This window comes from Stenotrophomonas sp. EMP41 (assembly GCF_047495535.1).
Taxonomy (GTDB): Bacteria; Pseudomonadota; Gammaproteobacteria; order Xanthomonadales; family Xanthomonadaceae; genus Stenotrophomonas; species Stenotrophomonas sepilia.
Window position 1 is genome coordinate 2,281,832 of the sequence record NZ_CP179923.1, and the last position, 20,205, is coordinate 2,302,036.

Here is a 20,205-nt window from a genome sequence, read left to right on the forward strand (position 1 = left end):
CTCGCGCAGAGCCAAAAGTGTCTTCAACTCTGGCAATCGCCTTCCGTGCTTCCATGGCCGCGATAGGTCTCGCCCCACTCGCGCATCGCCAGCAGCACCGGCACCAGCGTGCGGCCGAACTCGGACAGCTCGTATTCCACCTTCGGCGGCACTTCGGGGTACACGTGGCGGATCACCACGCCATCGGCTTCCAGTTCACGCAGCTGGCTGGTGAGCATGGACTGGGTAGCATTGGGCACCCGCCGCGTCAGTTCCATGAAACGCCGCTTGCCGGTCATCAGGTGAAACAGAATGATCGGCTTCCACACGCCACCGATCACGGACAGCGTGACTTCCACCGCACACCCGCTCTTGCCATCCCAACGCTTGCTACGCATGCATACTCCGGAAAACCATAGTACCTACGGAAAATCATCGTTCTTGTTGCAATAGAGGCACGAGCCTAGCATGGCCCCATCCCATGAATGTGAGGCCATCCATGACGTTCAAAGCCCTGCTGACCGGCAAGACGAACAACCAGCTTTCGACCGAGCTGGTCGATTTCGATGAGGCGAATCTGATGGACGGTGACGTCCTGGTGCAGGTCGAGTACTCCACGCTCAACTACAAGGATGCGCTCGCGCTCACCGGCAAGAGTCCGATCATCCGGACGTTTCCGCTGATTCCCGGCATCGATCTGGCAGGCGTGGTGCTGGAATCCAGCAGGGCCGACTTCACGCCAGGCGACCGCGTCGTGCTCAATGGCTGGGACCTGAGCATGGGCCATCACGGCGGCCTGGCCCAGCGCGCCCGCGTACGCGGCGAATGGCTCAACCGGATTCCCGGCAACCTGAGCACCCGCGACGCCATGGCCATCGGCACCGCGGGCTACACCGCCATGCTGTGCGTGCTGGCCCTGGAACATGCCGGCGTGACGCCCGACAAGGGCGATGTGCTGGTGACCGGCGCCAATGGCGGCGTCGGCTCGATTGCGGTGGCGATCCTGTCGAAGCTGGGCTATCGCGTGGTGGCCGCCACCGGACGCCCGGAGCATGCTGATTATCTGCACAACCTGGGTGCTGCCGAGATCATCGATCGTGCGCAGCTTTCCGAACCGCGCGAGCGGCCGGTGAGTGCCGAGCGATGGGCCGGCGTGGTGGATGTGGCCGGCGGCCCAACGCTGGTCAATGCCATCGCCGAAACGAAGTACCGCGGTGCCGTGGCCGCCTGTGGCCTGGCCCAGAGCGATGCACTGCACGGCTCGGTGCTGCCCTTCATCCTGCGCAACGTGACCCTGGCCGGCGTGGATTCGGTGAATGCCCCACAAGAGGTTCGCCAGCGCGCCTGGGATCGGCTTGCAACTGACCTGGACCCGCAGAAGCTGGAAAGCACCGTGCAGCAGATCGGCCTCGCCGAGGTACTGGATGTCTATGAGCAGATCATTCCCGGCAAGGTGCGCGGCCGCATCGTTGTGGATGTGAACGCCTGACGCCTGCCGCGCCGGCGAGGGTGCAATGGCATCGCTGGCTCACGCGCGCGACTGACCGGAAAACGCAACGTGCCACGCCAAGCCGCCTTATCATGGGGCGGCAAGGGCCCTTTACGCCCGTTGACGTACGCAAGGCAGTATCTGGATGTCTATGGAATGGCGCCCCTCGGGCTGGGGCCAGCGTGTGACCCGCTCGCCGGACTGGCAGTTGCGGCTGGATGGCGAACAGCTCGCGCTTTTGATCGACGGCAGGCAGTACCGCCAGCATGTGGCGAACGAACACAGCGTGCGGGTCGTTCGCGGCGTACTCTGGTCCCGGGTCGAACTGACGACCGAGCGCGGTGAGGCACTGTCCGTGGATGGGCTGCCCAACAGCCAGGGCTCCCGGCTTGCGGCTGCCGTGCAGCACGTGCTTTTCGCGCGCTCCAGGCGGGGGCGCAAGGCACTGTTTGAGCGCGTTCTGGCGCAGATCCAGGCGTGGCTGGCCGAGGCAGATGCGCTTACCGACCGAGGCACCACCGGCCGCCGCTGGATCACGCACGAACAGCAGCAGGCGCTGTTGGCCGACCGCCCCACCCTGCCCCTCCCGCCAGCCGAGCTCGAGCAGCTGTTCCTCGACGAGGAGGTGCATGACGACCTGCACGCGCACCGCCACCGCATGGCGCTGGACGCGCTGAACGACTGGCAGCTGGATTGGCCCGCCGTGTGGGCGAACGCCAATGAGGCAATGGCGACCCGTGAACTGGGTCTGGCCAAGCCCTTCCTGGACCGGGTCGAGAGCAGACCGTTGACCGAGGAACAAGCCCGCGCGGTCATCTGCTTCGACAACCGGGTGCAGGTCGTGGCCGCGGCCGGCTCGGGCAAGACCTCCACGATGGTCGCCAAGGCCGCTTATGCCATCGACCGCGGCTTTGTCGAACCCGAACGGATCGTGATGCTCGCCTTCAACAAGGATGCCGCCCAGGAGCTGGAGGAGCGCGCGCGGCGATGCTTCGGCCGGCTCGGCATGGGCGACACCGTGGTCGAGGCGCGGACCTTCCACGCCCTGGGCCTGGCCATCATCGCCAAGGCCACGGGACGCAAGCCTGATATCCCGGAATGGGCGATCGACGCGACGCTGGGCTTCAACAAGCTGGCCGAACTGGTGGACGACCTGAAGGACCGCTCGACCCACTTCCGCACCCAGTGGGACATGTTCCGCCTGGTGTTCGGACGCGACCTTCCGCCGTTGGGTGCCGACATGATGGCCGATGGCTACGACCGCGATGGTGCGCCCTACATGCGTACCCTGCAGGGCGAGCGGGTGAAGAGCCTGGAAGAGTGCGTGATCGCTGACTGGCTGTTCTACAACGGCGTGGCGTATGACTACGAGCGGCGCTACGAGTTCGATACCGCGACAGACACCCACCGCCAGTATCGTCCAGACTTTTACTACCCGGACGCCCGGCTGTATCACGAGCACTTCGCGCTGGATGCCGATGGCCAGCCGCCGCAGCACTTTGCCGATTACAGCGAAGGCATGCACTGGAAGCGCCAGCGGCATATGGCGCGCGGCACTGCCCTGGTCGAGACGACCTCGTTTGGCCTGCGCAGTGGACAGGCCCTGCAACACCTTGCCGAGCGGCTGGGTGCGTCTGGCGTCGAACTCGACCCGAACCCGGACCGCGAGCTGCCTGATCAGGGCGCCAAGCCGATGCCGGACGCAGACCTGATTGGCCTGATGCGCACCTTCATTGCGCATGCCAAGAGCAACTGCCTGACGCTGGACGATATGGCGGCGCGCCTGCGGCAGATGCCCGAGGATCAGTTCAAGGAACGCTACCGGCGCTTCCTGGAGATCGCCCGGCCGGTTTTCCAGGCCTGGGACAATGCACTGGCTGACGAGCGCAGCATCGATTTCGAAGACATGCTCAACATGGCCGCCGGGTTGCTGGAACAGGGCCACTATGAATCACCCTACGATCTGGTGATGGCCGACGAATTCCAGGATGCCTCGCGCGCCCGTGCGCGCCTCTGCCGTGCGCTGGTCAGCCAACCGGGCCGCCATCTGTTTGCGGTGGGCGATGACTGGCAGTCGATCAATCGCTTCGCTGGCGCCGACGTTTCGGTGATGACCGGTTTCCGTGAATGGATGGGACATGGCCAGGTGCTGAAACTGGAGCAGACGTTCCGCTGCCCGCAGGCACTGTGTGATGTGTCCAGCCGCTTCATCAGCCGCAACCCCGCGCAGATGGCCAAGAAGGTCCGCTCTGCTGCGCCGGCAGTGGGCCCGGTGCTGCAGACGTTCCAGATGAACCGGCGTGAGGAGGTGCAGGATGGCGTTCGCCAGTACCTTTCGAAGCTGCACCAGCAACTGTTGTCAGGCGCGGTGGCGCAGGGGCGCAATGGACGCGTGACGGTCTTTGTTCTGGGGCGGTATCGCGCGGATCGCGGTGCAGTGCCTTCGGATTGGAAGAGGGCCTTTGGCAGCACGATGGACGTCGAGTTCCTGACCGCCCATCGATCGAAGGGACGCGAGGCGGACTACGTGATCCTGCCGGGCATGATCAACCGCAGCTTCCCGAGCCTGCGCGCGGATGACCCGGTGCTATCGCTGGCAATGCCGGATGGCGATACATATCCGCTGAGCGAAGAACGGCGGCTGTTCTATGTCGCGCTGACGCGTGCGCGACGATCGGTTGCGATATTCACCCTGCAGGGCAGGCACTCGCCGTTCCTGGATGAGCTGGTGAAGGACGGAGCAGTGGAAGTGACCGCGATTTCAGGCGCGGCCATCCACGAAGAGCGCTGCCCGGTGTGCAGGGTGGGCGTGTTCGTGGACCGGAATGGGCCGCATGGGGCTTTCCGGTCGTGCTCGAGTTACCCGTTGTGCCATAACAAGCCGAAGGGTGGGCGTCGTGGGTGAGCGTATTCTCTGCGCTTTCCTGGCGATGTGCGCACTGCCCTCACCGTCACCGTGAGCTTCGCCCAGGCGGAGATCGACTACTCACTCCGGCTGCTAGACTTTGCCGACATTCAAATGGACGACCCCATGGAACGGTGGTATCTGGCAACACTGCTGGCGTTGGTCCTGCACCAGATTGATGCAGCGTTCTGGCACGAGTGGGCCATGTTCGGCGTTCCCGGCGGCATCCAGGGGTTTCTGGCTTTCAACCTGATCGCTGTGGGCGCCCTGCTGCATGGCTATCGCCAGGTTGTGCTGGCCAAGCCCTCCGCGCGGGCGTATGCCAGCCTGTGCGGGACAGTTGGCGCCGGCACCGCCATGATTCATGTGGGCTTCGCCGCGGCCGGTCGTGACGAGTTCCTGCTTCCGCTCTCCATCGCAACGCTGGCGGCCTGCCTCGTGGCCGGCGTCGGGCTCCTCATGCAAGGCCGCCGTGCTACCCCGGCTCGCGTGCAGATCGATGGCGTGGACTGACGAGACGAAAAAGCCCCTGAATCCAGGGGCTCTTTGAATCAACTGGCGGAGAGAGTGGGATTCGAACCCACGGAAGGTTTGACCCTTCGCCGGTTTTCAAGACCGGTGCCTTAAACCGCTCGGCCATCTCTCCAATCGGGTCCCGGTCGCCCGGGCAGCGCCGTATTCTCGCACGTGACGGGCATTTGCCCAAGACCACCATGCCCCTGCCCTCCGCATCCGGCACGGTGGGGCCTTCGCCGTAGAACAGCAACGCCGGACATCGCCCGGCGCTGCCTTCAAGACCTCTCAGCCGGCATCCACCGCCAGCGCACCCAGTGCACTGGCCTTGATCCGCTCCTTGGCCTTTTCACAGGCGCCACCGCAATCCAGGCGCGAGGCCTCCAGCTGCGGCGGCAGATGCTCGGCCAGGAAGTCGATGAACACGCGCACCGCTGGCAGCAGGCCGCGGCGCGAGGCGAACACGGCGTGGCATACGCCCTGCGGCAGCGACCAGTCCGGCAGCACCACTTCCAGCTCGCCGTTGCGCACGGCGTCGGCGCACACGGTTTCCGGCAGCATGGTGATGCCGAAACCGTCCTTCACCATGCTCTGCAGCAGCGGGAAGTCGAAACCGGCCACGCGCGGCTGCAGGTCGACCCGGCGCACTTCGCCTTCCGGGCCATGCAGTTCCCAGCGCTGGCGGGCTTCGTCTTCGCTGATGCTGAGGGTGACGTGCTGGGTCAGCTCTTCCGGGTCCTTGGGGCGACCGGCGCGGTCCAGGTACTTGGGGCTGGCCACCAGCAGTTCCTGCACCTGGCCGAAGCTGCGCATCACCAGGCTGCCGTCGTCATCCAGGCGCGAACGCACGCGCAGAGCCACATCGTAGCCTTCGTTGATGATGTCCACGCGGCGGTTGCTGATGTTCAGCTGCAGCCGCACCTTCGGGTACTGCTCAAGGAACTTGGGCAGCAGCTTGGGCAGCTGCATCTGCGCCAGTGACACCGGCACGCTGGCGCGCACCACGCCGCGCGGCTCCGCGCTGAGGCGGTCCACCACTTCGCGGGCGGCCTGGGCCTCGGCCAGCATCGTCTGCGCATGGCGATGCACGCTGGTGCCGACATCGGTGACCGCGAAACGGCGCGTGGAGCGCTGCAGCAGGCGTACGCCCAGGTCGGTTTCCAGCTGGCTGATGCGGCGGCTCAGGCGCGACTTGGGAATACCCAGTGCGCGCTCGGCGGCGGCGAATCCGCCATGGTCGACCACCATCGCGAAGTAGTACAGGTCATTCAGGTCATGCATACCCGAGTTCCATATCTAGAACAATACGTGGCATTCAACCACCTTTATTCCGCCTTTGCAACAACCTATCGTTCTCTCCGTCGGCGGGGCCACCCCGCCCCTTCCTCCCAGAACATAGGTGACTGCCATGAAGCTTCTGCATCTCGACGCCAGCGTGCTTGGCGACAACTCCGTCTCGCGCCAGCTGTCGGCCGCCGTGGTCGCCCGCTTCGCCAGCCAGATCGATGGCCTGCAGGTCGATTATCGCGATCTTGACGCCAATCCGGTACCGCACCTGCGCAGCAGCTCGCTGGCCAGGACCGACGCCGCCGAGGCGACCGATGCTGAACAGGTGATGCAGCAGTTCCTGGAGGCCGACATCGTGGTGATCGGCGCGCCGATGTACAACTTCAGCATTCCGTCCACGCTGAAGGCCTGGATCGACCGCGTGGCCGTGGCCGGCCGCACCTTCAAGTACACCGAGAACGGCCCGGTGGGCCTGGCTGGTGGCAAGCGCGTGATCATCGCCAGCAGCCGTGGCGGCATCTACACCGACTCGCCGGCCGACTTCCAGGAGCCGTTCCTGCGCCAGGTGTTCGCCTTCATGGGCATCAACGAGGTCGAGTTCGTGCGCGCCGAAGGCATCGCCTACTCGCCGCAGCACCGTGAAGACGCCATCGCCGGTGCTCTGGCGGCACTGCCGTCGCACGAATTGGCCGAAGCCGTCGCGGCGTAAAGCGTTCCAACGTTCGGCGCCCCTCTCTCCTCGTCTGGGCGCTGAGCGCGGGCCGGGATCCCCTCCCCCATCCCGGCCCACCCTGGCGGCCCCGCTTTGCGGGGCCGTTTTTTGTGGGCGCGTTAGGCTGGGGCCATGGACTACATCGTGACGGCTGCGCACCGCAGCGAATTTCCGCACCCGATCACCCTGCGCCGTGGCCAGGCGCTGGTGGTGGGCGAACGTTATGAAGGCCCGGAGGGCTGGGAAGACTGGTTCCTGTGCCAAGCCGAAGGGCAGCAGCCCGGTTTCGTGCCGGCGCCGGTGATCGGTCGCAATGCGCAGGGTGACGCCTATGCCACGGAGGATTACTGCGCGCGGGAGCTGGATGTGGACCCCGGGCAGATCTTGCGCGGGCTGCGCACCCTCAATGGTTGGGCGTGGTGCGTGCCGGAGACCGGCGAACCGGGATGGGTACCGCTGGAGAAGCTGCGGGCAGCATAAACCCGGTAGCGCCCGAGCCTATGCTCGGGCGGCAGCGCGAAGCGCCGGCTGTCAGCCAATGGTTTCCAGGCCCCCCATGTACGGGCGCAGGGCCTCCGGCACGGTGATGCTGCCGTCGGCGTTCTGGTAGTTCTCCATCACCGCGATCATCGCGCGGCCGACGGCCACGCCCGAGCCGTTCAGCGTGTGCGCCAGTTCCGGCTTGCCGGTGGCCGGGTTGCGCCAGCGCGCCTGCATGCGGCGAGCCTGGAAATCACCACAATTCGAGCACGAGGAAATCTCGCGGTAGGTTTCCTGCGACGGCAGCCAGACTTCCAGGTCGTAGGTCTTCACCGCCGAGAAGCCCATGTCGCCGGTGCACAGCAGCACCTTGCGGTACGGCAGGCCCAGCTTTTCCAGCACCACTTCGGCGCAGCGGGTCATGCGCTGGTGCTCGGCCTCGCTGTCTTCCGGGCGGCTGATCGAGACCAGCTCGACCTTCTCGAACTGGTGCTGGCGGATCATGCCGCGCACGTCGCGGCCGCCGCTGCCAGCCTCGGCACGGAAGCACATCGAGTGGGCGGTCATGCGCAGCGGCAGGCGCTCGGCGTCGACGATCTCGTCGCGCACGATGTTGGTCAGCGGCACTTCCGAGGTCGGGATCAGGTAACGCGTGGAGTCGCCCACGGCGGTCTTGAACAGGTCGTCCTCGAACTTCGGCAGCTGGCTGGTGCCGCGCAGCGAATCGGCGTTGACCAGCAGCGGCACGTTGGTTTCCTCGTAGCCGTGCTCGCTGGTGTGCAGGTCGACCATGAACTGGGCCAGGGCGCGGTGCAGGCGCGCGATCGGGCCGCGCAGGACGGTGAAGCGCGAACCGGACAGCTTGGCCGCGGTCTCGCCGTCCAGCCAGCCATTGCGGGCGCCCAGTTCGACGTGGTCGAGCACCTTGAAGTCGAACTGGCGCGGGGTACCCCAGCGCGCCTGCTCCACGTTGTCGTTCTCGTCGGCCCCGGCCGGCACGTCATCGGCCGGCAGGTTCGGGATGCCCATCGAGATCGCTTCGATCTTCTCGCGCAGCTCGTCCAGCGCCACTTCCGAGGCCTTCAACTCGTCGGCGAAGGCAGCGACCTCGGCCATGATGGCCGACACGTCCTCGCCCTTGGCCTTGGCCTGGCCGATGGCCTTGGAACGGCTGTTGCGCAGGCTCTGCAGCTCCTGGGTCCGCACCTGGATGCTCTTGCGATCCGCCTCCAGGGACTCCAGGGCAGACACGTCGAGCTCGAAGCCACGGCTGGTGCGCAGGCGTTCGGCGAGGTCGGCGGGCTGGTGGCGGAGCAGGGCTGGATCAAGCATGGCAGGTGTCGTGGTGGGTATCAGGGATGGGATTATCGCTTGTTATACGGATTTCTGCCGCCCGGTTCATTCCCGCCGTGGCAGAATCGGGGCATTCCGTACTGGTCCGGTCCATGTCTGCACCCCGTTCGCCGTCCGCCAAGTCGTTTACCGTGCATATCCCGCGCAACGCCCTGAAGATCGCGGGCATCGCCTTCGGCGTGGGCGTGCTGTTGTTCGTGCTGGTCTGGTTCACCGGTCGCGACAAGGAATTCTTCCGCGCCGACCCGGCCGCACAGACCCCGCAGGAGACGGCGCAGGTGGAACCGCTGCCCGAACCGCTGGCGGCGGCCGCCGGTTCCAGCGACATGCCCGATGCCAAGCCGGCCCCGGTCGAGGAGGAAGCCCCGAAGCTGGTCGAAACCCCGCCGCCACCGCCGGCGCCCGTCGCCGAAGCGGCCCCGGCCGCACCGGCTCCCGCGCCGGCTGCCACGGGCAACAGCCAGCCGATGCCGATTGCCGGCCAGTCGCCACCGCCGGCCTACCCGGCCGCCGCGCTGCGCGCCGGCGAGACCGGCAGCGTGGTGGTGCGCGTGGATGTGGATGCCACCGGCTATCCGAACAATGCCACGGTGATCCAGCGCAGCGGCTCACGCGAGCTCGACCGTGCCGCGACCGAAGCGGTGCGCCGCTGGCGTTTCACCCCGGCACAGAGCAACGGCCAGGCCGTACCGGGCAGCATTGAAGTGCCGTTCGACTTCAAGACCCAGTAACTGAACGTTTCCCGGCAGGCAAACTGAACCCTGCCGGTCGCGTTGACGCAACGCTGACACTTCACGCCGCTGGCTCGCGCAACACTCTCCCCCATCGTCCAATTGACGGAAGGAGTTCGCGATGACCGCCACCACCCACGAAGACCTTCATTCGCCGCAGCTGCAGCGCGATGCCAGCGAACAGCACAAGCCCACGTCACCCTGGATGTGGATCGCGCTGATCGTGGCGATGTTTGCTGCCGCGCTGCTCTGGCTGCGTCACTCGAACCAGGAAGACGTGGCGCCGGCACCGGTCGGCGAGCGCATGCTGCCCGCCCCCGAGCAGGCGCCGGTCGCCGACGTACAGCAGCCTGCGGCCCGCCAGGCCGCAGCGGCCGGCAACCAGCGCAAGGCCACCCCTGCCGTACGCAATCGCGAGGCGCGCCCGCTGGCAGGCAACAGCAAGCCGACCTACCCCGCTGCCGCGCTGCGCAATGGCGTGCAGGGCAGCGTGATCGCCAGCCTGAATGTCGATGCCCGCGGCCAGGTGACCAATGCTGCGATTGTTTCGCGCAGCGGCGAGCGCAGCCGTGACCTGGATCGCGCGGTGCTGAGCGCCGTGCAGAACTGGAAGTTCCAGCCGGCGATGCACGAAGGCCGTGCGGTGGCCAGTGTGGTGCGGGTCCCGGTGGATTTCCGTACCGGACAGCGTTGATCGCGGACGAGGGGTTCGTGATGTTTAGACGGAGGCTTCGGCCTCCGTCCTTTTATGCGTTGCGGAGAAGCGTGCCAACCAAGGTTGGCACCTACCGGAAAACCTGATCGGCCGGTCAGGCCAGGTTGAAGCCGGCGCTGCGCGCCAGGCCGTCGAAGTCCGGGAAGGACGTCGCGACGTTGGCGATGTCATTGATACGCACTTCGCCATCACTGATCTGGCCGGCAATGGCGAATGCCATGGCGATGCGATGGTCGCCGTGGCTTTCGATGGTGCCACTCCCCAGCCGAACCCCGCCGTGCAGGGTGGCGCCATCCTCAGTTTCGTCCACCTGCATGCCCAGCGCGCGCAGGCCAGTGGCCATCGCGGCAAGACGATCGGATTCCTTTACCCGCAGTTCGGCAGCACCGCTCACCACGGTCTGGCCCTCGGCGGCCGCGGCCGCCACGAACAGCGCTGGGAACTCGTCGATCATGTCCGGCACCAGCGTTTCCGGAATGCGTGCACCCTTCAACGGGGCGTAGCGCACCACCAGGTCCGCCACCGGCTCACCGCCCTGCTCGGCCGGGTTCTCTTCGGTGATGTCCGCTCCCATCAGGCGCAGCGCGTGCAGCAGGCCGGTGCGGCGCGGATTCAGGCCGACCTGCTTCAGGCGCAGCTCGGAGCCGGGAATGATGCTGGCGGCGACCAGGTAGAACGCGGCCGAAGAGAAATCGGCGGGCACCACGATATCGGTGGCGCGCAGGCGCTGGCCACCGCGCAGGCGGGCCTTGCCCGGCGAAAACGCGATGTCCACGCCGAACGCGGACAACATGCGCTCGGTGTAGTCGCGGGTCGGGTGCGGTTCGGTCACGCAGGTTTCGCCCTGCGCATACAGCCCGGCCAGCAGCACCGCCGACTTGACCTGCGCGCTGGCCACCGGCGAGGCGAAATCGATGCCGTGCAGCGTCTGGCCACCATGCACGTGCAGCGGCGGTGTGCCGTCGTCCTGGGTATCGATCCTTGCGCCCATCTGCGACAGCGGGCCGGTGACGCGGCGCATCGGGCGGCCGGACAGCGATTCATCGCCGATCAGCGTGCAGTCGAACGACTGCCCCGCCAGCAGGCCAGCCAGCAGGCGCATGCCGGTACCGGCATTGCCGCAATCCAGCGGTGCATCCGGCGCCTTCAGGCCATCGATGCCGACGCCGTGCACGACGCGCTGCGACGGGCTGGGCGTTTCGATGCGCACACCCAGCTGACTGAAGATGCGCGCCGTGGCACGGGTATCCTCGCCTTCCAGGAAGCCCTCGATATGCGAGGTGCCATCGGCCAGCGCGGCGAACATCACCGAGCGGTGCGAGACCGACTTGTCGCCGGGAATGGTCAGGCTGCCCTGCAGCGGCTGGCCCTTGCGGGCAATCCAGTGTTGCGCGTTGCTCATCGTTCGATCATTCCGTAAACACCGGCAGCGCCGGCGATGCATCAGGGAGCGGCGGCTGTTGCCGCCGCAGCAGCACTCAGGGCACGGCCACCGGATAGGAGCCCAGCACCTTGATCTGCGCCGAGTGCGCTTCCAGTTCGGCCAGCGCGGCCTGCATCGGCGCGTCGTCGATGTGGCCGGCCAGGTCGATGAAGAAACCGTACTCCCACTTGCCGTGATGTGACGGCCGCGATTCGATGCGGTTCATGCTGATGCCGTGGCGGGCGAACGGGCTGAGCACGTCGAACAGCGCACCGGGCTTGTCATGGATGAACACCAGCACCGAGGTGCGGTCGTGGCCGGAGGTCGGGAAAATGTTGCGACCCACCACCAGGAAGCGGGTGGTGTTGTCGGCATCGTTCTGGATCGGCTTGGTGACCACCTTCTTCAGCCCGTACACGTGGCCGGCACTCTCGCCGCCGATGGCCGCCGCGTCGTCGGCGTTGCGCGCACGGCGCGCGCCTTCGGCGTTGCTCGACACCGGGATCTTCTCGGCCTTCGGCAGGTTGGCGCGCAGCCAGGCCGAGGTCTGCATGAACGACTGCGGATGCGCGTAGATGCGCTCGATGTCCTCGATGCGGCCGCTGCGCGACATCAGGAACTGCTGCACGCGCAGTTCCACTTCGCCACAGATCTTCAGGTTGGAGGTCAGGAACATGTCCAGGGTGATCTGGATGGTGCCCTGCCCGGAATTTTCCACCGGCACCACGCCGAAATCGGCGTTGCCCGCTTCCACTTCCTGGAACACTTCCTCGATGCTGGCCATCGGCAGGCCCAGCGCGGAGCGGCCGAAGTGCTTGAGCACCGCCTGCTGGCTGAAGGTGCCTTCCGGGCCGAGGTAGCCGATCTTCAGCGGCTCCTGCTGGGCCAGGCAGGCCGACATGATCTCGCGATAGACATGCACCAGCAGCTCGTCGCTGAGCGGGCCTTCGTTGCGGTCCACCACCATGCGCAGCACCTGCGCTTCGCGCTCGGGGCGGTAGTAGTCGACGGCAGCGGCCAGCTTGCCCTTGGCCTTGCCGACCTGGTGGGCGAAGCGCGCGCGTTCGGCGATCAGGCTCTGGATGTCGCGGTCGATCTGATCGATCTTGGAGCGCACATCGGCCAGCGCCAGCGGCGCCAACGTGGGCGCCGGGTTGGAGGTGGCCTTGGCCTTGCCCTTCGCCTTGGTGGGCACGCTGTCCTTGGCCGGTTCGGCCTTCTTCGGCGCCTTCTTGCTGGATTTGCTGCTTGCCATCGGAATTCCCTGTTGCGGGGCACGCACCCGACGGTGCGCGCCGTTCATTGCTCAGCCGTGACGCTGCTGGAAATCGGCCATGAAGGCGACCAGCGCCTCGGCCCCGGCCAGCGGCATGGCGTTGTACAGCGAGGCACGGATACCACCGACGACTTTGTGGCCCTTCAGCGCCAGCAGGCCTGCGGCCTTGGCCTCGGCCACGAAACGGGCATCGAGATCGGCGTTGGGCAGGAAGAACGGGATGTTCATCCGCGAACGGGCCGCGTGTGCAACCTCATTGCGGTAGAAGCCGCCGGAGCCGTCGATGGCGCCGTACACCAGCGCGGCCTTGGCGGCATTGCGCCTGGCGAACTCGGTCACGCCACCCTCGGCCAGCATCCACTTGAACACCAGGCCGGCCAGGTACCAGTTCCAGGTCGGCGGAGTGTTGAGCATCGAATCGCGGGCGACATGCGAGCGGTAATCGAAGATGTCCGCGCGCGGCTGGCCACTGCGCTCCAGCAGGTCGCGGCGGATGATCATCACCGCGATGCCGACCGGACCCAGGTTTTTCTGCGCACCGGCATAGATCACGCCGTAGCGGCGCACGTCCAGCGGCTCGCTGGCAATGGACGAGCTGAAGTCGGCCACCAGCGGCACATTGCCGGTATCGGGCACATCACGGAACTCGACGCCGTGGATGGTCTCGTTGGCGGTGATGTGCACGTAGGCGGCATTGGGCGAGAGCTGCCAGTCGGCACGCGCCGGCAGCGTGCGATAGCCATCGGCCTCGCTGCTGGCGGCGATGTTGACGTCCACGTAGACACCGGCCTGCTTGACCGCGGTCTTGCCCCAGTGGCCACTGACCACGTAGTCGGCACGCTGGCCCGGGGCGGCGAAATTGAGCGGGATCAACGCCTGCTGGGTGGTGGCACCACCGGACAGGAACAGCACCGCATAGTCTTCCGGGATATCGAGCAGGCGACGCAGATCGGCCTCGGCCTCGGCGGCCACGGACATGAATTCCGCGCCGCGATGGCTCATTTCCACGATCGAAGCGCCGGACCCGTGCCAGTCCAGCATTTCCGCCTGCGCCTGGCGCAGGACCGATTCCGGCAAGGTCGCAGGGCCGGCACTGAAGTTGAACGCGCGCGTCATGTCACACCTGTGGGGCAAGACCCCTAGTATGCCGCAGTGCACCAGCCTTGCGGCCTTGTGCGGCAAGGGAAATTTGGTTTCATTGGAATCCATCGGCAACGCGACCAGGTAGTGCCGGCCGCTGGCCGGCAACCTAACGGATTCGGGGCGGCGGTTGCCGGCCAGCGGCCGGCACTACCGTCAGCGCGCGCCGAACCAGAGCAGCAGGCTGAGCAGCGCGGCCAGCAGCAGCGCACTGACCAGCAGCCAGGGCCAGCGCCGCACCCTGCGCGGCGCAGCCGGCAGCACCGGCGCCTGTTCCACGTCCTCGCCCGACTCGTCCTCGACCGGCAACGACCGCCGGCGCGGATCATGCGGCACTTCCAGCACGAAACGGTGCTGGCCATCAAACACCACCTGGTCGCCGGCCTGCAGCCAGCAATGGCGCACGGCCACGCCATTGACGCGGGTGCCGTCGGCACTGCCGAGGTCGCGCAGCAGCACGCGTTCGCCGTGCACTTCCACGCGGGCATGCTGCTCGGCAAAAGCCGGGTCATCGATGGCGATGTCGGCCTCGTTGCCACGCCCGATCAGGCGGGCCCGCGACAGGGTGAAGCTGCGGCCATGATGGAGGCCGCCGACACCGCGCAGCAGCCGCTGCTGCTCGTCGCTGCCACCTTCGGTTTTCGGCGCAGGCGCCTGCAGCAGGCTTTCGACCTCGCCCTGCAGGAGCATCTCCACGCCATCCACATACACCGCATCGCCTGCACGCAGCAGGGCCATCCGGCGTACCGGGCGACCGTTGACGTGGACGCCGCGGATGCCGTTGCCGACCTGCAGCCAGAGGCCGCGATCATCCATGCAGAACTGGGCCAGCAGCAGTGCGCCGTGGCCGGGATCTCCGAGCCGCACGCTGCCGTTGGCCTGGCGCACGATGCGCTGCACCCCGGGCCGCAAGGGCTGGTCGGGCTGTTGTTGTTGACTGAAGTGAACAAGCAGGTTCTGCACGCGGCGCAGCCTAGCAGGTTGGTCGCCAACGAAGAAGAACCCACGATGAGTGCTTGGCGCGGCGGCCCTTGATGCGCACAATGCTTGCCCTCTTCGATCAACCCCGCCCTGCGCCAGGAGCCTGCATGTCCACCATCGATGTCCGCCACGCCCACGCCCTGCCCGATGCACAGGCGCGCGCCGCGATCGAACAGGTCGCTGCCAAGCTGTCCGAGCGCTTTGGCCTGAAGTCGTCCTGGACCGCCGACGTACTGAACTTCTCCGGCAGCGGCGTGGACGGTGCGATCGAACTGCAGCCGGGCGCCGTGCGCGTAACCGCCAAGCTGGGTTTCCTGCTGTCGGCGATGAAGGGCATGGTCGAGGGCGAGATCCAGCGTGTGCTGAAGGAAAAGCTGGGCTGAATCCCGGCGGCGGCCGTCACGGCCGTGCAACGCCGCTGCGCGCTACTCTCGGGGGCAGGCCCAACTCCCACGGGAAGTGCGATGAACCACTATGAGAACGACGACCGCCGCAACGACGATGCCTCTTTCAGTGACCAGGCCGAGCGCTTCTCGCGCAAGCTGAGCGATTCGGCCCAGCAGGTCTGGCTGGCCGGGTTGGGTGCGCTGGGTCGCGCCCAGGCCGAGGGCAGCCGCTTCTTCGATGGCCTGGTGAAGGAAGGCGAAGCCTGGGAAGCCCGCCGCCGTGAACGCAACGGCGACCAGGGCCCGGGCTGGCGTGACAATGTCGAGACCTCGCTGGACGAGGCCCGCGAGAAGGCCTCCGGCACCTGGAACAAGGTGGAGAAGGCCTTCGATGACCAGGTGCAGGGCGTACTCAAGCGCCTGCATGTACCCACCGCCGATGAAGTGACCGCGCTGGAGGCGCGCATCGATGCCCTGCACGCGCGCCTGGCCAAGCTGGAAAACCGCGCCGCGTCCGGCGCCGACGCCCCTGCTCCGGGCAGCCATCAGTCGCCGGACAGCGTGCCCTGACCACGATTGTTGCAATGCAATAAAATTTGATTGACAATCGCGAGCAACCCGCCAATCGCTTCGGCTGCCGTTTGTTCCCTCCCCTCACGGCTTCAGGATTGGCGGGTTTTTCGTGCCCGCTGTGCGCCGATCTGCGCGCTCCATCACGCTTTCTGTCAGGAACCTCCTGACCCGGCCAGGCACCGCGACCTTTACACTGTCGTTCTCCGCTTTCGCCCCTTCCGCCCTACTCCTGCATGCTCCCCTGGATCCTGGCCCTGCTGTCGGCCCTGCTTAGCTGTTCCCTGGCCGTTGTCTATCTGTGGTGGGTCAAGCGGCGACAGAAGGAGATGCAGCTCGGCCTGCAGGCCCTGGCGGGCATGCATTGGCGCGAATTCTCGGTTCTGGTCAAGCGCATGCTGCGCGAACAGCGCGGCCTGCGTGAGCTGATCGATCCGGCGGAAGAAGCCCGCGAGCCAAGCAGCGATTTCATGCTCAGCGATGGCCCCAACCACTGGCTGGTGTCGTGCAAGCATGGCCTGGCCTACCGCATCGGCACCGCCGCGGTGAACGAGCTGGGTGCGGCCGCGCGTCTGGCCGGGGCCAAGGGCGGCGTGCTGCTGACTGAAGGCCGCATCGAGCGCGACGGCCGCAGCGCCGCCGAGAAGCAGGCGGTTGAAGTGCTCGACGGCCCGCGCCTGTGGCCGTTGCTGCAGCCTTACCTGCCCGGCGACATCGAAGCGCGCGTGCGCGCCAGCGCCCGGCACGAAGCGCTGCGCCGCATCGCCATCGCCGCACTGGGTTCGGCAACGCTGGGGCTGCTGGTTGGCCTGGGCCTGCAGGGCCTGCGTGTGGACGAGGCCGCGCCGGTTGCTGCGGCACCGGTGGTGGCGACGCCTTCGCCCGCGCCCGCGGCGGAACCTGCTGGCATCGCGGCAGTGCTCCCGGCCGCCCCCGCTCCCGCGCCTGCCGTCGCCCCGGCGGCCGACGCGCGCAGCAATCCCAATCCGGATGCCGCCACGCTGGAGCGCTTCCAAGCCGATCTGGCGCGCGCCCTGGCCGGCAAGCCCGGCATCGCCAGCGGTGTCTGGCTGACCCGGCAGACGCTGGCGATCAACCGCACCGGTGAACTGGAAAAGGTCTGGCCGCTGGTCTGCGAGGAAGTGCTGCACTACCCCGCCCTTCGCAACGTGCGCATCCAGCTCAATGCCCGGCCCGGCGTGGATGAGCCGGTACGCTGGCGGCAGTGCGCCACGTATTGATGGGGCAGCATCCACGCATGGCGTGGATCTACTGAATCCCGACACACGAATCTCTGGTAGATCCACGCCATGCGTGGATGCCTTTGCAGAGTCGAGCCACGCTCGACTCATCGCGCAACGCGCGAACAGCAGCCGACCATGGGCTGAGCTCTACAAGGCGCCCGCTCAGCCCAATGCTGCGAGATGGGCGATGTAACTGGAGCGGGATTCGCCGGCCGCCCTGGCCTGCGCATCCAGCCTGGCCAGGATGCGACGCGGCAGGCTGATGTTGACCCGCTCGATGGTGTCGTCCAGCAGAGATGGATCAATGCAGATGTAGGCAAGAATCCAGGCCGTACCACTGGGAGCCTCGGCGACGATCTTCTGTGGCGCAGAAGGACTGGGAATCGAGCGCCCCTCATCCAGGGCCGCATCGATCCAGGCAAGCGCAGACTCCTCGGCCGCGCTGAGTGCATCGTCAAGCGTGTCGGCTGCCGAGAAGCACCCCGGCAGATCGGGAACGATGACACCCCACGCGGTGCGTTCATCGCCCGCCTCAATCAAGACTGGATAGCGCATGGGACCTCCTACGTCAGTCCTGCCAGCTTCCGCAGCGCCAGCACCAGCCCCTTGCCCAGATCCTTTCTGGGGTGAGGCACGGTGATGATGTGAGGCCGCTGCGGGTGCACGAATACATGATGGGATCCACGAATCCTGCAACAGGTCCAACCTGCCGCCTTCAGATCCCGGATGAGGTCCCTGCTCTTCATGCAGGGACGATACACATCGTACACACGCACCAACAGAGTTCAAGACGACAGCCGTTCCGGACCAGTAGATCCACGCCATGCGTGGATGGAACCCCTAGCGTGCCCCTGGCGCAAAGCGCGCGACCAGGTCCCACGCGTCGCCGAGGAATACCTGGCGCACGCGGGTGATCGGCTGATCGCCACGCCAGGTCAGGCGCTCGATCACCAGGCAGGCGGTGCCCGGCTTCACGTCCAGCAGCCTGGCCGTGGCGGTGTCCGCACCCCAGGCACTGATGCGATGCTGCGCGCGCGTCCAGGACACGTTCTGCAGCAGCCAGCTGCCCGGCGCGGTGGTACTGAAATCGACTTCCAGTACCTCGGGCACCCCCACCGGGCTGATCAGGCGATGCTCCAGCGCCAGCGGGCGACCATCGGCCAGGTGCAGGCAGCGCATCGCCAGCAGGTTTTCCGGCCCGGCCAGCTCGACTTCACCGGCATTGCCGGCATCGGCAAGGCGCAGGTCGCGCTGCAGCAGGCGATAGGCGTACTGGTGGCCGCGCGAGCCAACCTCCATCGCGATATCCGGAATCTCCAGCGCCACCTGCTCCAGGTGCGGCGGCTGACGCGCCACGAATGAACCGGCGCGACGGCGGCGCTCGATCATGCCGCTCTCGGCCAGTGCGGTCAGCACCTTGTTCACCGTCATCCGCGAGCATCCGTACTGCTCCATCAGCTCGTGCTCGTACGGAATACGGAAGCCCGGCGCCCACTCTCCGCTGAGGATGCGGCTTTCCAGATCGCTGCGGATACGCTGGTTGAGCGTGGCGGACTTGCTTGCCTTCACGTAATGAGGTCCCGGTGGCGGAGGCGATCAGCCCAGCACGCCGCGCAGGGCGGCGGCGAAGGCGGTGGTGATCGCCTCGCGCTGCAGGTGGCGGCCCTCGGCCACGCACTGGCGGCCATGGCGCCAGACCGATCGCAGCGCGCCATTACGTGCGGCGAACACCCAGCTGTCAAGCCATGCGTCGTCCTGTCGCGCCTGCAGCGCCGGGTGCGCGGCGTCCAGTTCGACCAGGTCGGCACTGGCACCGATCTGCAGGCCAGCGGCCACGCCCAGGGCTTGTGCGCCACCGTGCAGGGCGCCTTCAAACAGGAAGCGACCGGTGCTGCGGGTGGCATCCGGGGCCAGCACATTGCGCCCGCGCAGGGTCAGGCGTTGGCCGTACTCAAGCAGGCGCAGTTCTTCGGCCGCATCGATCAGCACATTGGAATCGGAACCGACACCGAAGCGACCGCCCTCGCGCGCGAACGCCTGCATCGGGAACAGGCCGTCGCCCAGGTTGGCCTCGGTGATCGGGCACAGACCGGCCACGGCCTGGCTGGCGGCGATGGCCGCGCGCTCGTCATCGGTGATGTGGGTGGCATGCACCAGGCACCAGCGCGCATCCACCGGCGCGTGGTCGTACAGCCACTGCACCGGGCGCTGGCCGCTCCAGGCCAGGCAGGCCTCGACTTCGCGCACCTGCTCGGCGATATGGATGTGCACCGGGCCATCGGTGAGCGGCAGCAACGCACTCAGTTCTTCGCCGGTGACCGCGCGCAGGCTGTGCGGGGCGATGCCGAGCACCGCGTCAGGCAGCGTGGCCAATGCCGGCTTTGCGGCATCCAGCAGCTGCGCGAAGCCGTCCACGTCGTGGATCAGGCGTCGCTGCGCGGGGTTCGGCGGCGCCCCGCCGAAATCGGCATGGGCATAGAACACCGGCAGCAGGGTCAGGCCGATACCGGTCTGGTCGGCGGCGGCGACAATCCGTGCACTCATCTCGGCACGATTGGCATAGGCGCGGCCGTCGGCATCGTGGTGCAGGTAATGGAACTCGCCGACGCGAGTGAAGCCGCCTTCCAGCATTTCCATATAGGCCTGGGCGGCGATGGCCTGCACCGCGTCCGGGCGCAGATGGGCCAGGAAGCGGTACATCAGCTCGCGCCAGCTCCAGAAGCTGTCACCGTCACCGCCGCCGATCTCGGTCAGGCCGGCCATGCCACGCTGAAACGCGTGGCTGTGCAGGTTGGGCAGGCCCGGCACCAGGATGCCGACCCGGGTGTCGCCGTGCTGGGCGCCCTGCCCCGTACTGATCGCCGCAATACGACCGTCCTGTACCTGCAGGCGGACATCACGGGCCCAGCCTTCGCCCAGCAGGGCGTGGGCGGCATGGAAAGAGTGCGGGGAACGCGAATCGGACATGACTGGACAACCCGAAATGGACGCCTATATTGTATAGACATATAAGCACAGCCG

General features: G+C 66.8%; 21 protein-coding genes and 1 tRNA gene. 10 read left to right on the plus strand and 12 right to left on the minus strand.

What is annotated here, in order from left to right:
* Window positions 1–23 precede the first annotated feature (23 nt).
* Window positions 24–377 (minus strand): winged helix-turn-helix transcriptional regulator, encoded by a 354-nt coding sequence (locus ACMGRF_RS10515; protein WP_049415019.1) that lies wholly within the window; start codon window positions 375–377, stop codon window positions 24–26.
* A 101-nt stretch (window positions 378–478) separates the two neighbouring features.
* Here ACMGRF_RS10515 and ACMGRF_RS10520 point away from each other — a divergent pair, with 101 nt between their 5' ends.
* The 3 genes from ACMGRF_RS10520 to ACMGRF_RS10530 all read left to right on the plus strand — a co-directional run bounded on the left by ACMGRF_RS10520 (window position 479) and on the right by ACMGRF_RS10530 (window position 4,886).
* A complete protein-coding gene (locus ACMGRF_RS10520; RefSeq protein WP_049415016.1) occupies window positions 479–1,468 on the plus strand; it encodes an MDR family oxidoreductase in 990 nt (329 codons plus the stop codon).
* Between the two features lie 151 nt (window positions 1,469–1,619).
* Window positions 1,620–4,373 (plus strand): UvrD-helicase domain-containing protein, encoded by a 2,754-nt coding sequence (locus ACMGRF_RS10525; RefSeq protein ID WP_099486548.1) that lies wholly within the window; start codon window positions 1,620–1,622, stop codon window positions 4,371–4,373.
* Between the two features lie 27 nt (window positions 4,374–4,400).
* The gene (locus tag ACMGRF_RS10530; RefSeq protein WP_414485211.1) at window positions 4,401–4,886 is read left to right on the plus strand and encodes a DUF6713 family protein; all 486 of its coding nucleotides are present in this window, start codon (window positions 4,401–4,403) and stop codon (window positions 4,884–4,886) included.
* Window positions 4,887–4,929: 43 nt separating this feature from the next.
* Here the strand turns inward: ACMGRF_RS10530 and ACMGRF_RS10535 are convergent.
* Together ACMGRF_RS10535 and ACMGRF_RS10540 are read right to left on the minus strand one after the other, a co-directional pair.
* Window positions 4,930–5,019: transfer RNA gene (locus tag ACMGRF_RS10535), tRNA-Ser, on the minus strand.
* A gap of 155 nt (window positions 5,020–5,174) precedes the next feature.
* Window positions 5,175–6,167, minus strand: coding sequence for a LysR family transcriptional regulator (locus ACMGRF_RS10540; protein WP_005410175.1), 993 nt, complete (start codon window positions 6,165–6,167; stop codon window positions 5,175–5,177).
* 127 nt (window positions 6,168–6,294) lie between these two features.
* Here ACMGRF_RS10540 and ACMGRF_RS10545 point away from each other — a divergent pair, with 127 nt between their 5' ends.
* Together ACMGRF_RS10545 and ACMGRF_RS10550 are read left to right on the plus strand one after the other, a co-directional pair.
* Window positions 6,295–6,882 (plus strand): FMN-dependent NADH-azoreductase, encoded by a 588-nt coding sequence (locus tag ACMGRF_RS10545; protein ID WP_049415010.1) that lies wholly within the window; start codon window positions 6,295–6,297, stop codon window positions 6,880–6,882.
* A 135-nt stretch (window positions 6,883–7,017) separates the two neighbouring features.
* Window positions 7,018–7,365: a ligand-binding protein SH3 gene (locus ACMGRF_RS10550; protein ID WP_099486598.1), complete on the plus strand. Its 348-nt coding sequence runs from the start codon at window positions 7,018–7,020 to the stop codon at window positions 7,363–7,365.
* A 51-nt stretch (window positions 7,366–7,416) separates the two neighbouring features.
* Here the strand turns inward: ACMGRF_RS10550 and serS are convergent, their stop codons facing one another.
* Entirely contained in the window at window positions 7,417–8,697 is a 1,281-nt protein-coding gene (gene serS, locus ACMGRF_RS10555) for a serine--tRNA ligase (protein WP_414485212.1), read from the minus strand.
* 113 nt (window positions 8,698–8,810) lie between these two features.
* On the opposite strand from serS, the gene ACMGRF_RS10560 reads away from it, so the two are divergent.
* Window positions 8,811–9,449: an energy transducer TonB gene (locus ACMGRF_RS10560; RefSeq protein ID WP_049415002.1), complete on the plus strand. Its 639-nt coding sequence runs from the start codon at window positions 8,811–8,813 to the stop codon at window positions 9,447–9,449.
* 121 nt (window positions 9,450–9,570) lie between these two features.
* The gene (locus ACMGRF_RS10565) at window positions 9,571–10,143 is read left to right on the plus strand and encodes an energy transducer TonB (protein ID WP_049415000.1); all 573 of its coding nucleotides are present in this window, start codon (window positions 9,571–9,573) and stop codon (window positions 10,141–10,143) included.
* A 115-nt stretch (window positions 10,144–10,258) separates the two neighbouring features.
* Here ACMGRF_RS10565 and aroA read toward each other — a convergent pair whose 3' ends face one another.
* From aroA to ACMGRF_RS10585, 4 genes are all read right to left on the minus strand, one after another.
* Window positions 10,259–11,566 carry a 3-phosphoshikimate 1-carboxyvinyltransferase gene (aroA, locus tag ACMGRF_RS10570; protein ID WP_099486602.1) on the minus strand — a complete coding sequence of 436 codons (1,308 nt, stop codon included), beginning with the start codon at window positions 11,564–11,566 and terminating at the stop codon, window positions 10,259–10,261.
* 76 nt (window positions 11,567–11,642) lie between these two features.
* Window positions 11,643–12,842: a prephenate dehydratase gene (gene pheA, locus ACMGRF_RS10575; protein WP_049414995.1), complete on the minus strand. Its 1,200-nt coding sequence runs from the start codon at window positions 12,840–12,842 to the stop codon at window positions 11,643–11,645.
* A 51-nt stretch (window positions 12,843–12,893) separates the two neighbouring features.
* On the minus strand, window positions 12,894–13,979 hold the full coding sequence (serC, locus tag ACMGRF_RS10580; protein ID WP_049414994.1) for a 3-phosphoserine/phosphohydroxythreonine transaminase: 1,086 nt from the start codon (window positions 13,977–13,979) through the stop codon (window positions 12,894–12,896).
* Between the two features lie 180 nt (window positions 13,980–14,159).
* Window positions 14,160–14,966, minus strand: coding sequence for an FHA domain-containing protein (locus ACMGRF_RS10585; protein ID WP_049438033.1), 807 nt, complete (start codon window positions 14,964–14,966; stop codon window positions 14,160–14,162).
* Window positions 14,967–15,091: 125 nt separating this feature from the next.
* Here ACMGRF_RS10585 and ACMGRF_RS10590 point away from each other — a divergent pair, with 125 nt between their 5' ends.
* From ACMGRF_RS10590 to ACMGRF_RS10600, 3 genes are all read left to right on the plus strand, one after another.
* Window positions 15,092–15,367 (plus strand): polyhydroxyalkanoic acid system family protein, encoded by a 276-nt coding sequence (locus ACMGRF_RS10590; protein WP_005417302.1) that lies wholly within the window; start codon window positions 15,092–15,094, stop codon window positions 15,365–15,367.
* 81 nt (window positions 15,368–15,448) lie between these two features.
* Window positions 15,449–15,940, plus strand: coding sequence for a phasin family protein (locus ACMGRF_RS10595; protein WP_049438035.1), 492 nt, complete (start codon window positions 15,449–15,451; stop codon window positions 15,938–15,940).
* Between the two features lie 236 nt (window positions 15,941–16,176).
* Window positions 16,177–17,181: a restriction endonuclease gene (locus ACMGRF_RS10600; RefSeq protein WP_049438037.1), complete on the plus strand. Its 1,005-nt coding sequence runs from the start codon at window positions 16,177–16,179 to the stop codon at window positions 17,179–17,181.
* A gap of 165 nt (window positions 17,182–17,346) precedes the next feature.
* Here ACMGRF_RS10600 and ACMGRF_RS10605 read toward each other — a convergent pair whose 3' ends face one another.
* The 4 genes from ACMGRF_RS10605 to ACMGRF_RS10620 all read right to left on the minus strand — a co-directional run bounded on the left by ACMGRF_RS10605 (window position 17,347) and on the right by ACMGRF_RS10620 (window position 20,151).
* Entirely contained in the window at window positions 17,347–17,739 is a 393-nt protein-coding gene (locus ACMGRF_RS10605; protein WP_005417308.1) for a type II toxin-antitoxin system HicB family antitoxin, read from the minus strand.
* Between the two features lie 8 nt (window positions 17,740–17,747).
* Entirely contained in the window at window positions 17,748–17,930 is a 183-nt protein-coding gene (locus ACMGRF_RS10610; RefSeq protein ID WP_080352967.1) for a type II toxin-antitoxin system HicA family toxin, read from the minus strand.
* Window positions 17,931–18,024: 94 nt separating this feature from the next.
* On the minus strand, window positions 18,025–18,753 hold the full coding sequence (gene hutC, locus ACMGRF_RS10615) for a histidine utilization repressor (protein ID WP_049414446.1): 729 nt from the start codon (window positions 18,751–18,753) through the stop codon (window positions 18,025–18,027).
* 27 nt (window positions 18,754–18,780) lie between these two features.
* Complete coding sequence (locus ACMGRF_RS10620) at window positions 18,781–20,151, minus strand: formimidoylglutamate deiminase (RefSeq protein ID WP_049414445.1); 1,371 nt, start codon at window positions 20,149–20,151, stop codon at window positions 18,781–18,783.
* Window positions 20,152–20,205 lie beyond the last annotated feature (54 nt).